Genomic DNA, 13139 nt, shown 5'->3' with positions numbered 1-13139 from the left:
GCGCATGGAGAGGGGCGTCATGGACATCCGGGCACCAGATCAGCAATACAACCCCTATCGCACATTCACGCGCCAGCAATGGTCGCATCTGCGCGACGATACGCCGATGACGCTCGAGCCGGGCGAGTTCGATCGCCTGCGTTCGATGCACGATCGCCTCGATTTGCAGGAGGTCGAGGACATCTATCTGCCGCTGTCGCGATTGCTGTCGATCTATGTCGATGCGACCCAGCGGCTGTATTATTCGCAGCGCCAGTTCCTCGCGATCCGCGATCGCAAGATGCCCTATATCGTCGGCGTCGCCGGCTCGGTCGCGGTCGGCAAATCGACCACGGCGCGCGTGCTGCAGGCGCTGCTGGCGCGCTGGTCGCCGCGGCCGAAGGTCGACCTGATCACGACCGACGGTTTCCTGTTCCCCAATGCCGTGCTCGAGCGGCAGGGCATCATGCAGAAGAAGGGTTTTCCCGAGAGCTACGACCTGCCGACGCTGCTGTCATTCCTCAGCGACATCAAGGCGGGACGGCGTCGCGTCCGCGCGCCGGTCTATTCGCATCTGACCTACGACATCGTGCCGAACAAATGGGTCGAGATCGACCAGCCCGACATTCTGGTCGTCGAGGGCGTCAACGTGCTGCAGACCGGGCGGCTGCCGCGTGACGGCAAGGCGGTCCCGTTCGTCTCCGACTTCTTCGATTTCTCGGTCTATATCGACGCCGACGAGTCCGCGCTGCGGCAGTGGTACATCAAGCGCTTCCTGGCGCTACGCGACACCGCGTTCACCGATCCAAGGTCCTACTTTCATCGCTATGCGCTGCTGTCGGACGAGGAAGCGACCGCAACCGCGATCGCGATCTGGGAACGCACCAACCTCGCCAATCTCGAGGACAACATCCTGCCGACCCGGCCGCGCGCGACGCTGATCCTGAAGAAGGGCGCCGATCACGTGGTGCAGTCCGTCGCGCTGCGGCGGCTGTAGGATCCGCCGTCTCGGCTGTCATTGCGAGGAGCGGAGCGACGAAGCAATCCATCGTTCTGCATAGGCGGATGCGTGGATTGCTTCGCGGAGCCCGTCATCCGGCGGCGCTTTGCGCCGACCGGGTGGCTCGCAATGGCGATTAAAATCTACGCGGCGATGTGCCGAGCAGCAGCGAGGCCCGCGAGCGCTTCCTCGAGCTTCTCGCGATCCAGCGGCTTGATCAGGAAGCCATCCATGCCGGCTTCGAAGCAGGCATAGCGGTCCTCGACCAGCGTATTGGCGGTCAGCGCCAGGATCGGCGTCCGGCGTCCGGACTGGCCGGCCAGCCCGCCCGACTCATGGGCACGGATCTGCTTGGTGGTCTCGATGCCGTTGAGGCGCGGCATCTGGATGTCCATCAACACGAGATCGTAGGGCGTGCCGGCCGACGTCGCCGACAGCCAGGACTCCATCGCCTGCTCGCCATTGGTTGTTATGACCACGGTATGACCGAGTCGGGCGAGCAGCGAGCGCATCAGAAGCGCGTTGATCTCATTGTCTTCCGCAACCAGGATCGACAGCCCCTGCTGCGCCGGTGCGGCCGCCGGCGCCGTTGGCGCGGACTCCGCGACCGTCTCGATCGCAGGGCCTGGCATCACGAGGCTTGGTGCGGCGATCTCGGGTGAGGCGGTCAGGCGCGCGGCGAGCGACGACGCCCGCAGCGGCTTGACCAGATAGCCGGTGAGCATGGTTGTCTCGGAGGCCGAAAGGTCCTGCCGCGTCGCCGGTGTAACCATCACGATACGATGGGTTGCGTGGATGCGAGCCGCGCCAGCGAACGCCTCCATCGCTTGCGTGCCGAGCGAGTGATCGATCAGGACCGTGTGCCAACTCCGTTCCGGCAGCAGTGCTTCGGCGACATTGGGATCCGACACGATACAGGTCTGCGCGCCCCAGCGCTGCAGCCGCCGCGAGATCAGCGAGGCCTCGATGCTGTGCGGTGCGAGCAGCATGATGGATTGGCCGGCGAGGTCCGGCGCCGTGAAGCCATGGGCCCCGGCGGGGTCGGCGGCGACGAGCGGGATCGAGACCTCGAAGGTCGAGCCCGCGCCCGGCGTGCTCGCGAGCGAGATGCGGCCGCCCATCCGCTTGACGATGCGGTCGCTGATCGAGAGGCCGAGGCCGGTGCCGCCATAGCTGCGCGCGATGCGGTCGTCGGCCTGCTCGAACTCCCGGAAGATGCGCTGCTGCGCTTCCGGTGCGATGCCGATGCCGGTGTCGCGAACCAGGAAGCTGATCTCGTTCGGCCAGATGCCGGGCTCGACGATCAGCGCGACGCCGCCGGTCGCAGTGAACTTGATGGCGTTGCCGGCGAGATTGAGCAGCACCTGACGCAGCCGCGCGGCATCGCCGGTCACCTGCGCCGGCAGCCGCTCGTCGACATAGGCGGCGATCTCGATGCCCTTCGCCTGCGCGCGGGGCGCCAGCAATTCGGTGATCTCCTCGATCAGGCCGGACAGCGCAAAGGCGCGGTGCTCGAGATCGATCTTGCCGGCTTCGATCTTGGAATAGTCGAGCAGCTCCTCGATCAGCGCGAGCAGCGCATCGCCGGAGGTCTTGACCGCCTTGACGTAGGTGGTCTGCTCCGGCGTCAGCTGGGTGTCCATCAGCAGCCCGCTCATGCCGATGATGCCGTTCAGCGGCGTGCGGATCTCGTGGCTTGCCATCGCCAGGAAGCGCGACTTGGCGCGGTTGGCGGCGTCGGCCTGATCGCGCGCTTCTGCCAGCGCGCGCTCGCTCTCGGTGCGGTCGGTGACGTCGCGGCCGACGCTCTGCATCTCCGCCGGCGCGCCGGCATCGTTGCGCACGAGGCCTTCGCGCCAGGCGATCCAGCGCGGCCCGTGCGGTCCCTCGATCTTCTGGTCGTAGACCCGCGTGCCGTTGGATTCGAGCGCGGTGTTGCCCTGCTCGAGCACCTTGAGGGTCGCAGTGCTGCCGATCAATTCGCCGCGGGCGATCTGTGCCAGCTCGCAATAGGCGTCGTTGGCATAGGTGATGTGGCCGTCGATGTCACGCAGCACGATCAGATCGTCCCGCGCCTCGAACAGCGTCGAGGCGCGCTGTTCGGCTTCCTGCAGTTCCCAGTTGCGGTCGGCCATCGCCTCGTTGTGCATGGCGATGGTGCGCAACCTCCTGCGCATCAGCCGCAGCCGGATGCCGAGCGTCACGATCCAGAGGCAGGCGATCGCGAACAGGAAGCTGACGCCGATCGCGAATGTATTGGGATCGTAGCCGCTGTGTTGCGAGAGGGCGCCGGAAATGAACCCGAAGGCGCCGCCGAATGCGACGGAAAAGATCGTGAAGGAACGGACGATCGCCGCGACCCAGGAATGGCGCCGCAGGAAGCGGCGAAGGCGTAACTTGATTCGGAAGAAACGCCCCATCAATGGTGGTCCTGAGAGTGCTTGGTCTGGCGATGACGATGCGTCGGCCACCTTGCAAAGTGCTTGAGGTTGGCGGCCGTTTCGCGCCGCCCCTCGGAACAGGGTTAACGGGAGGTTAACTCCGCCATCGACTGGTCGCGGAAGCGCATGTGCGGCGCGAGCGATGCCGCCTCAAGGCGGCGGTGTCCGCCGCGGGCGCTGACGATCAGGGCCGCGGCATCGCGCGCCGAGAACGTCTTCGACTGCACGTAGACCCGGTAATCGAACGGACCGTCATGGGCGAGATAGATGATCGGGCCGGTTGCGGTCGGCGCGCTGGAAATCCCGATCAGCTGCGGCACCGCATTGCTTTCGCAGGTGCCGGCCTCGGCATCGTCGATGTCGTCGATCACGGTGAAATCGGCGGCCTCGGCGCTGTCGGCGATCCGGACCCGGACGGTCGCAAGGCTGGGGTCGTCGGTGAAGCTGACGTGAAGCTGCGCCTGCCAGGGGACCGATGCGATCTGCATCGTGGCGCCGCCGACCTCGATGCAGGGCCGGGGGCCCGGCAGGATTTCAGCGCGGGCGAATACCGCGGCCACGGCAAGCGGGACCACCGAGGCCAGAACCTTCATACGCAACATGACACAACTCTCGACCCAAGCTTGCCGCGGATCGCGGTGCTTATGGTTTGCGGAGCGTAAATGAGAGTGGTTACCGTCGTGTTGACGCGGCGCGCGCCGGGCACAAAACGGGGGCGATCACGCCGCGCGGCGCAAATCGTCGGCCAATGCACGATAGGACAGCGCTTCGGCGAGGTGCAGCCGGCCGATCGTATCAGCGCCGTCGAGGTCGGCGAGCGTGCGCGCCACCCGCAGTACGCGGTGATAGCCGCGCGCGGTGAGGTGCATGGTCTCGGCGGCCTCGCGGAGCAGCTTCTGGCCATGCGCGTCGGGCTGCGCGATGGTCTCCAGCAGCGCGCTCGGTGCCTCCGCATTGGTGCGGACATGCGGCATGCCGGCCGCAGCGTAGCGCGCGAGCTGGATGTCGCGTGCCGCCGCGACGCGGGCGGCGACCTCGGCCGATCCTTCCGCCGGGGGCGGCAGGATGAGATCTGCCGCGGTCACGGCCGGCACCTCGATCCGCAGGTCGATCCGATCCATCAGCGGGCCGGAGATCCGCATCTGGTAGTCGGCGGTGCAGCGGTCGAGCCTGCCGCGCTTGCAGGAATAGCCGGGCTCGTAGGCATGGCCGCAGCGGCACGGGTTCATCGCCGCGACCAGCATGAAGCGCGCCGGATAGGTGACGCGATGGTTGGCCCGGCTCACCGAAACCTCGCCGTTCTCCAGCGGCTGGCGCAGCGAATCCAGCACGCGCGGATCGAACTCCGGCAATTCGTCGAGGAACAGCACGCCCTGATGCGCGAGCGAGATCTCGCCCGGCTTGGCGCGCATGCCGCCGCCGGTCAGCGCGGCCATGCTCGCGGAATGATGCGGGCTGCGGAACGGGCGCCGCGCGGTCAGCGCGCCGTCGCGGATCTCCCCGGCGACGGATGCGATCATCGAGACTTCGAGCAGTTCGGACGGCGACAGCGGCGGCAGGATCGAAGGCAGCCGCGCCGCCAGCATCGATTTGCCGGCGCCGGGGGAGCCCATCATGAGCAGATGGTGTCCGCCGGCGGCGGCGATCTCGAGCGCGCGCTTTGCGCTCTCCTGGCCCTTGATGTCGCGCAGGTCGAGCAGCGCTTCCTCGCGCGCCTCGTTCTGGTCTTGCACCTTCGGCTGCGGCCGCGACAGCACCTGCGTGCCCTTGAAGTGATTGGCGATCTGGATCAGCGAGTGGGCTGCGATGATCTGGATGTCCGGGCTCGCCCAGGCGGCCTCCGAGCCGCAGGCGGCCGGGCAGATCAGTCCCTCGTCGCGCGAATTGGCGCCGATCGCCGCGGGCAGCACCCCCGCGACGGCTGCGATCGAGCCGTCGAGCCCGAGCTCGCCGAGCACGGTGAAGCCGCTGAGCGCATCCAGCGGGATCGCCCCGATCGCCGCCATCAGGCCGAGCGCGATCGGCAGGTCGTAATGGCTGCCCTCCTTGGGCAAATCGGCCGGCGCGAGGTTGACGGTAATGCGGCGGGCGGGGAGCGCGAGGCCGGAAGCGATCAGCGCCGAACGCACCCGCTCCCGCGCCTCCGACACCGCCTTGTCGGGCAGGCCGACGATGGCAAACGCCGGCAGTCCCGGGGCGACCTGCACCTGCACGTCGACCGCGCGGGCCTCAATCCCCTCGAATGCGACGGTGGAAACCCGCTGGACCATGCTGCCCCTATCTTCCGCCACCCAAGGTAGCGGAGCGGGGGGTGAAGTCAAGAACATTACAGGAACATTCGGGGATGGGCCGGTATTCGGGCCGGCGCAAACCACACCGGAGCGGAGGCGGCTAGTCCCTCCGGCCGATCCGGCCCGGTCCGGGATTTCGGGATGTGTGATTTGCTTCATTGCAATCTGTACGAGCGTGACCCTAAGCTTTCAGCTTGAGGAAGCCCGAACCTTCATTTCGAGTTTGGAAAATATTGTTCCTGGTCGCAGCGGTGCTGCTCCAGTCTCGGGCCTCCAATGCCGGAAACCAGACGAAGGACGGCATCTGCCGGTCCAGGAATATTTCGCTGCCAGAAACATTGCGCTGAGAGGACAACCATGGCCCAGACCGGAGTCTTCATATCGTACAATCACAAAGACAAGAAAATCGCAGAAGCGGTGGTGGAGTCGCTCGCCGGCCTGTCGACGAATCTCGAGGTGTTCATCGATCGTGCCGGAATTGAAGGCGGCGACGACTACGAAGCCAAGATTTCGGAATCGATTCAGAAATCCCAGTGGTTCGTTTTCATCTGTAGCGGGGGAAACAAATCGGAAAAGGACATGAGCTGGTGCTTCTACGAAGCCGGCCAGTTCCGCGCCAAGCTCGAACGGGCAGATCAGAAAGAAGCGGTGCGAGATCGAATTTGCTTCCTGTACGACGTCGATCGTCCGGATCAACTGTCCCGCTATCAAGGCTCCCTGGTATCGATCCGCAATCGTAACGACGTATTGCTCAACGTCGACGCCGACAATGACGACTCGCTCGCTTACGAAAACACGGAGCTATTCGACTTCTTCGAGAATCTGCTGACGAACTCGACGGGTATTTCCTTCCGTGGGATTGACGACCCCAACACGCGCAAAGCCATAAGGAATGGCGTGCGAAGAATCACACGGGCATTCGTTCAAAACGGAGCCAATGACTTCGTCGGCGAAGACGTCTTTCAACCACGCATCAGCTTTATGGTGCCGCCACCATCGCAAAGCGCGGAGGGATTGACCCCGACCACCGTGGTGACGGGGGAATTCAACGCGTTGCCCAACATCTTCACAATTGCTGGGACCTCGACGACCTGGGCCGATATCAAGGCGGTGGCTTCCGCGCGAAGCGGCAATGAGATGACCCCGCTTTGGATCAACGACATGGAGACAGCGGCAAGGGACCTCCTGCTTGGCAAAGTACCGACGCAGACGGATTTTCTCTGCCTGGGGAACGACGGCAAGTTCTACCGGCCCATCATCGCCAGAAACCTGAATTTCAGAAACGGCGCGAGGCGGTGCTACGTCGCATTCATTCCGTCGCGGGATCGGCGCTTCAATCTGACGTTCAAGACATCGCTGCTGCTGAGCGCGCTGATCCTGTCGATCCGCTTTCGCCAGCGCGTCTTGCCCTTGTCCGACGAACTCAACAAGAACCCGAAATTCCCCGAAAAGAAGAAGGCCGAGTTGCTGCAGAAGCTTCAGCAGGAGATCGTCCTGGTTGAGGCCGAGGCTGAAGAATTCGGGCTCAATCCGCCAAAGGACGAACATGACGACCCGCCCTTGCTGAATGGCTTTCGGGATGGACCGGAAAAAGATTTCATGCGCGAGGAAATCGCGAAATGGTCGGCCACGAGAATGCAGATCTTCGACAAGATAAAGGAGGCGCAGACTCCCACCAAGGACACCACGTGGTCCGACGCCGCAGATGTCGTGACAGCCGGGTTCGTCGGCTTGAGGGCAATCAACAGCAGCTTCATCGACAAGCTCTGCAACGAGCTCCTTTGCGCGGAGAGAATAGAGGCGACCAAAGCCGTTCCCGACTAATCCCGCTGCGTGAGGCAGGACGGGGGCATCCGGGCAGCGCATGGGGGCGACGCGCGCCGCCCCCATGCGCCCGCTCGTCACAGCGTCATCTGCATCGGCTCGGGATAATAATGGAAGCCTTCGCCGGCCTTGGCGACATGGCCGTAGCCCGGCCAGGCGAAGTGATACGACATGACCGGCGTCTTGTTCGCGGCCAGCATCTCCAGCAGCTTGACCCGTGAGTTCGCCGCCTGCTTCGGATCGGTGTCGTAGGAGAATTCCATCCGCGGCCGCTCCAGGAGCAGCACCGCGTGATGCGAGAGGTCGCCGAGGAAGGCAAAGGACTTGCCGCCCGAGCTCACCATGAAGATGGTGTGGCCCACGGTGTGGCCGGGCGCTGCGATCGCCGTCACGCCGGGCAGGAATTCCTGGCCGTCCTTGAAGAAAACGATGCGGTCGCGCACCGGCAGCAGGTTCTTGCGGGCGTGCACGATAAAGTCCTTCAACGGACTGCCCATCTTGCCTTCGTCGGTCCAGAAATCGAGATCGCTTTGCGCGATGTAGTACTGCGCATTCGGGAACAGCGGCTTGTCGTCGGCACCGACGATGCCGCCGATATGGTCGATATGCGCGTGCGACAGCACGACCGCATCGATGTCCTCCGGCTTGATGCCGGCTTCCTGCATGCTCTTCTGCTGACGCCCGGTGGTCGGGCCGAACGCCTTCGAGGTGCCCATGCCGGTATCGAACAGGATGAGCTTGTCGTCCGTGTTGACGATCGGCGAATTCTGCTCGAGCACGACATTGTCGGGCGAGAGGAAATTGTCGGAGAGCATCTTCTTCACCTCTTCCTTCGGCACGCCGGTGAAGGTGCCGGAGGGATCGCCGAGCGGAAGCGGGCCGTCGGAGACGACGGTCACCTCGGCATCGCCGAGAACGAAGCGGTGCCAATAGGGTGTCTGCGTGCCGAGCTTCGGTGCCTTCGCCTGGGCGGTGCCCCCAAGCAGTGTGCTGGCGCCGAGACCGGCGCCGAGCGCGAGCAAGGATCGTCGTGAGACATTGAGCGTCATAACGTTCTTCCTCCACAATTTTTATGATGTTTCGCGTTGTCGCCCGCGTCAGCCCGCCGCTTGACCTGACGCAGGCAAGAGGATGCTGCCTTCGCCTGCGCAAGCTGGCAAGAAGAATAAGGCGAACGCACGCGCGACCGTACGCTGGCTAAAATTTCAGCCAGCCTGTGCGGCGCACAAAGGAGGAGGATTATTTCGCGGCGCGCTTCTTCTCGATGGTATCCCAGATCATCGCCGCGACATCCGGGCCGTTGAGGCGCTGGATGGCGCGGATGCCGGTCGGCGAGGTGACGTTGATCTCGGTCAGATTGCCGTCGATCACGTCGATGCCGACGAACAGCAGGCCGCGTTCGCGCAGCGCGGGCCCGAGCGTGGCGCAGATTTCGCGCTCGCGATCCGACAGCTCGGTCGCCTTGGCCGCGCCGCCGCGCACCATGTTGGAGCGCAGATCGTCTGCCGCCGGCACGCGGTTGACCGCGCCGGCGAATTCGCCGTCGACCAGGATGATGCGCTTGTCGCCATGCTTCACCTCGGGGAGGAAGCGCTGGATCACCCAGGGCTCCTTGAAGGTGACCGAGAACATGTCGAACAGCGAACCGAAGTTCATGTCCTGCGGCATCACGCGGAAGACTGCCGCGCCGCCATGGCCGTGCAACGGTTTCATGACGACCGCGCCATGCTGGTCGCGGAAGGCGTTGATCTCGTCGAGGTCGCGCGAGATCAGCGTCGGCGGCATCAGCTGCGGGAAATTCATCACGAACAGCTTTTCCGGCGCGTTGCGCACGCTGGCCGGATCGTTGACGACCAGGGTCTTCGGATGGATGCGCTCCAAAAAGTGCGTCGAGGTGATGTAGGCGAGATCGAACGGCGGGTCCTGCCGCAACAGCACGACGTCGAAGCCATTGAGGGCTTCCCGCTTCGGCTCGCCCAGCGTGAAGTGATCGCCGACCTCGTCGCGCACGGTGAGCGGCTGCACCGGGGCCACCAGTTCCTCGCCGCGCAGCGACAGTTTGTCGGGCGTGTAGTAGGAAATGCCGTGGCCGCGCTTCTGCGCCTCGAGCAGCAGCGCGAAGGTCGAATCGCCGCGGATGTTGATGCGCGCGATGGGATCCATCTGGACGGCGATCTTCAGTGTCATAGGCGTGTCTCGCGAGGTCTGAGAATACTTTAAGGGCTGGCGTCGAATGCCGCTAACAGATGGCGCGGCAGGCTCTTGGGCGCAATCAGCACGGCGTCGAATCTGAGGTCAAATTCGGCATGTTCGGGATGCGCCATCAGCCAGGCCTGGGCGGCGTTGACGATGCGCTGCTGCTGGCGCGGCGTCACCGCATAGGCGGCCTCATCGAGGCTGGCCCGCGCCTTCACCTCGACGAAGGCAACGAGGTTGCGCCGCCGCGCCACCAGGTCGATCTCGCCGTAGGGGGTGCGGAAGCGCCTCGCCAGGATGCGATAGCCCTTGGCGATCAGAAGCGCCGCGGCGCGGCTTTCGGCCGAGATGCCGGTGCGGAATGCGGCGACGCGTTCAGGCGAGGCGCTGTCAGTCTTCGCCATCGCCGTCCCCGATGGTTTTCGCAAGCTCGAGCGCGCGGGCGTAGACCTCGCGGCGCGGCCGGCCCGACAGCTCGACGGCATGCGCGACCGCATCCTTGACGCTGCCACGGGCGAGCTGCGCGCGCAGCAGGTCGTCGAGCGAATTCTCATCCATCACCCCGGCATCATCGGCCGGCGGTCCGATCACGAGCACGAATTCGCCGCGGGTCTCCAGTGCGTCCGCGCCTGCCGCAAGCTCGGCGACCGGCGCGCGCTTGACCTCCTCGTGCAGCTTGGTCAGCTCGCGGCAGATAGCCGCATCGCGTCCAGCCATGATCGCGGCGAGGTCGCGCAGCGTGTCCTGCACGCGATTGCCGGATTCGAACATCACCAGCGTCGCATCGGTCCGGGCGAGCTCGGTGAGCCGCGCGCGGCGCGCGTGCTCCTTGGCCGGCAAAAATCCCTCGAAGAAGAACCGGTCGGTCGGCAGCGCCGCGACCGACAGCGCAGTCAACACCGACGACGGCCCCGGCACCGCGATGACGGCATGGCCGGCGGCGCAGACCTCACGCACCAGCTTGAACCCGGGATCGGAGATCAGCGGCGTGCCGGCATCCGAAACCAGTGCGATCGCGGCGCCCTGCGCCAGCCGCTCGAGGATCTTGGGCCGGGCCTGGGCCGCGTTGTGCTCGTGGTAGAGCGCGAGGTCAGCGGTGATCGCATAACGCTCGGTCAACCGGCGCGTAATCCTGGTGTCCTCGCAGGCGATGACGTCGACGCCGGCAAGGGTCTCCAGCGCGCGCAAGGTGATGTCGGCGAGATTCCCGATTGGGGTCGCCACCAGATGGAGCCCGGCCCTGGCTTTCGGCGCGGCGAGTTGCTGGCCGCCGATCGAAAAGGTTCTGGCCGCAGCACCCGTCGTGGCATCCGAATGGTGGAGGGAACTGGCTTTTGCGCGCATAATAGCAATCTAGAGCGTTTTCGAGCGAAGTGGATATAGGCTCTAGCGGGATGGCGGCGCTCGCGCCACATCGGCAAAAGGCGGTGACGGAACGCCGCCTGAGGGGAGAGAAATGGAGGCCGCGGCAACGGCGCCGCGGGGCCATAATCCTTTTGTTTTAGTTAACTATTCGCCGACAATATGCCTGAATCCGCCCGCCTGATGAGAGCCGGATGGAGTCCTGGCCGATCATGGTCGGCCAAGAGAAGAGAGACGATGGAAGGCCCGCATCACCGCAAGACCCTGCCGTCGGGCACGACCCGGCGGACCGCGCTTGGCCTGATCGTGGGTGCGCCGTTGCTGGCGGCATGTTCCGGCATCCAGCAGAGCTTGAGCCAATTTTCCAGCAGCAACCCGGAAGCCGGTCCCGCCGGCCCGCAGCAACAACCGCAGGCGGTCGGCACCGGTCAGGTCAAAATTGGGTTGATTTTGCCGCTGTCGGCGTCCGGCAACGCAGGGCTCGCCGCCCAGTCGATGCGCAACGCCGCCGAAATGGCGCTCGCGGAATTTCAGAACCCGAACATCCAGCTCCTGATCAAGGACGATGGCGGCAGCCCGCAGGGCGCGTCGCAGGGTGCCCAGCAGGCGCTGTCCGAGGGCGCCGAGATCATCCTGGGACCGCTGTTCGCAGGCTCCGTCCCGGCCGTCGCGCAACTGACGCGGCCGCGCGGAACCTCGGTGATCGCATTCTCCACGGATTCGAGCGTGGCCGGCCGCGGCGTCTATTTGCTCAGCTTCCTGCCGGAGTCCGACGTCAACCGGATCGTCGATTATTCCGCGGGGATCGGAAAACGTTCGTTCGCCGCGATGGTGCCTGACAACGCCTATGGCAACGTGGTCGAGGCGGCGTTCAAGCAGGCGGTCGGCCGCAAGAACGGCCGCGTCGTCGCATTCGAGAAATATGGCGCCGATCGCGCGACGCCGGCGCGGACGGTGGCCCAGGCGCTCGGCCAAGCCGATGCGTTGCTGCTTGCCGACGACGGCGATTCTGTGGTCGCGACGGCCGATGCGCTGACCGCAGCCGGCGCCAATCTGCACAACATCCAGCTGCTCGGCACCGGGCTGTGGGATAATCCGCGGGTGTTCGCGAGCCCCGTCCTGCAGGGCGGCCTCTACGCCGCGCCCGATCCGTCCGGCTTCCGCAGTTTCGCCGGCCGCTACCGCACCAGATACGGCGGCGAGCCGGTGCGCACCGCAACGCTTGCCTATGACGCCGTCGCGCTGATGGCCGCACTTGCGCGCACCCAGGGCGCGCAGCGCTTCGCGCCGGAGACGCTGACCAACCCGTCCGGCTTTGCCGGCATCGACGGCCTGTTCCGCTTCCGGTCCGACGGCACCAACGAGCGCGGCCTTGCGGTCATGAAGGTGGCCTCCGGCGGCAGCACGCCGGTCGCCGGCTCGCCGAAGAGTTTCGGCGCCTGATTTTCGTCAGGCGGTCAAGCTGCCTTGTCGAGCGCCTATACCCGCCGACTACTGTGCATGGGGTTGTTTTCGATATTTTCGCAGCGTGGGCCTGGAGCGGGGTGATTTTGGTGAATAAGCTTGCCGCCGGGTTCTGCTCACCTCTCCCCGTTGGGGAGAGGTCGGATTGCGAAGCAATCCGGGTGAGGGCTCTTGCTCTCTCGATAGACCGTAACCCCTCACCCGATTTGCTGCGCAAATCGACCTCTCCCACGGGAGAGGTGAACCTTGGATGTCGTTCCAGCTCGACCTAATCTCATCGCGCTCTAGAGCGTGATCGTTTTGGTCTGAATCGATTGGGGATTCCCAAATCAGCGGGGTTCTGATTCAAGATGCTGGCTGGAGGAGGCCAGCATCTGATGGGACGGGCCTATTCTCTTGATTTGCGCGAGCGCGTTGTTGCCGCGGTAGCGGCGGGAGAGAGCTGCCGGTCGGTGGCTGCCACCTTCAAGGTCAGTGTTGCGAGCGTGGTGAAGTGGTCGCAGCGGTTTCGCGCGACCGGAAGCGCGGCGGCGCGGCAGATGGGCGGCAATCGTCCCTACGCGCTGTCTTCCGAACGCGACT

11 protein-coding genes are annotated in these 13139 nt (G+C 65.0%); 4 read left to right on the top strand and 7 right to left on the bottom strand.

Translation table 11 applies throughout. The features are described 5' to 3' along the window. Positions 1–19 precede the first annotated feature (19 nt). Entirely contained in the window at positions 20–976 is a 957-nt protein-coding gene (coaA, locus tag AKN83_RS35900; RefSeq protein ID WP_050401343.1) for a type I pantothenate kinase, read from the top strand. Between the two features lie 146 nt (positions 977–1122). On the opposite strand, the gene AKN83_RS35895 is transcribed toward coaA, so the two are convergent. From AKN83_RS35895 to AKN83_RS35885, 3 genes are all read right to left on the bottom strand, one after another. Beyond that, complete coding sequence (locus AKN83_RS35895) at positions 1123–3399, bottom strand: PAS domain-containing hybrid sensor histidine kinase/response regulator (protein ID WP_050401276.1); 2277 nt, start codon at positions 3397–3399, stop codon at positions 1123–1125. 104 nt (positions 3400–3503) lie between these two features. Further along, positions 3504–4022 carry a hypothetical protein gene (locus tag AKN83_RS35890; protein ID WP_050401275.1) on the bottom strand — a complete coding sequence of 173 codons (519 nt, stop codon included), beginning with the start codon at positions 4020–4022 and terminating at the stop codon, positions 3504–3506. Between the two features lie 117 nt (positions 4023–4139). Beyond that, entirely contained in the window at positions 4140–5690 is a 1551-nt protein-coding gene (locus AKN83_RS35885) for a YifB family Mg chelatase-like AAA ATPase (protein ID WP_050401274.1), read from the bottom strand. Between the two features lie 378 nt (positions 5691–6068). On the opposite strand from AKN83_RS35885, the gene AKN83_RS35880 reads away from it, so the two are divergent. Beyond that, positions 6069–7535 (top strand): toll/interleukin-1 receptor domain-containing protein, encoded by a 1467-nt coding sequence (locus AKN83_RS35880; RefSeq protein ID WP_050401273.1) that lies wholly within the window; start codon positions 6069–6071, stop codon positions 7533–7535. Between the two features lie 77 nt (positions 7536–7612). On the opposite strand, the gene AKN83_RS35875 is transcribed toward AKN83_RS35880, so the two are convergent. From AKN83_RS35875 to rsmI, 4 genes are all read right to left on the bottom strand, one after another. Next, positions 7613–8584 carry an MBL fold metallo-hydrolase gene (locus tag AKN83_RS35875; protein WP_050401272.1) on the bottom strand — a complete coding sequence of 324 codons (972 nt, stop codon included), beginning with the start codon at positions 8582–8584 and terminating at the stop codon, positions 7613–7615. Between the two features lie 190 nt (positions 8585–8774). Then, on the bottom strand, positions 8775–9722 hold the full coding sequence (gene gshB / locus AKN83_RS35870) for a glutathione synthase (RefSeq protein ID WP_050401271.1): 948 nt from the start codon (positions 9720–9722) through the stop codon (positions 8775–8777). A 29-nt stretch (positions 9723–9751) separates the two neighbouring features. After that, positions 9752–10135: a YraN family protein gene (locus tag AKN83_RS35865; protein WP_050401270.1), complete on the bottom strand. Its 384-nt coding sequence runs from the start codon at positions 10133–10135 to the stop codon at positions 9752–9754. After that, positions 10122–11075, bottom strand: coding sequence for a 16S rRNA (cytidine(1402)-2'-O)-methyltransferase (rsmI, locus tag AKN83_RS35860; protein ID WP_050401269.1), 954 nt, complete (start codon positions 11073–11075; stop codon positions 10122–10124). The genes AKN83_RS35865 and rsmI overlap by 14 nt, the downstream gene beginning before the upstream one ends. 255 nt (positions 11076–11330) lie before the next feature. Between rsmI and AKN83_RS35855 the strand changes: the two genes are divergently transcribed. Both AKN83_RS35855 and AKN83_RS35850 read left to right on the top strand, forming a co-directional pair. Further along, positions 11331–12536, top strand: a complete 1206-nt coding sequence (locus AKN83_RS35855; RefSeq protein ID WP_050401268.1) for a penicillin-binding protein activator — start codon at positions 11331–11333, stop codon at positions 12534–12536. A gap of 398 nt (positions 12537–12934) precedes the next feature. Continuing rightward, on the top strand, positions 12935–13139 hold a 205-nt coding region (locus AKN83_RS35850; RefSeq protein WP_157113742.1), incomplete at its 3' end, for an IS630 transposase-related protein.

Origin of the sequence: Bradyrhizobium embrapense (genome assembly GCF_001189235.2) — a bacterium.
Lineage (GTDB): Bacteria > Pseudomonadota > Alphaproteobacteria > Rhizobiales > Xanthobacteraceae > Bradyrhizobium > Bradyrhizobium embrapense.
Note: the sequence above shows the minus strand (reverse complement) of the source record. Positions and strands in the feature narration are given on the sequence as shown.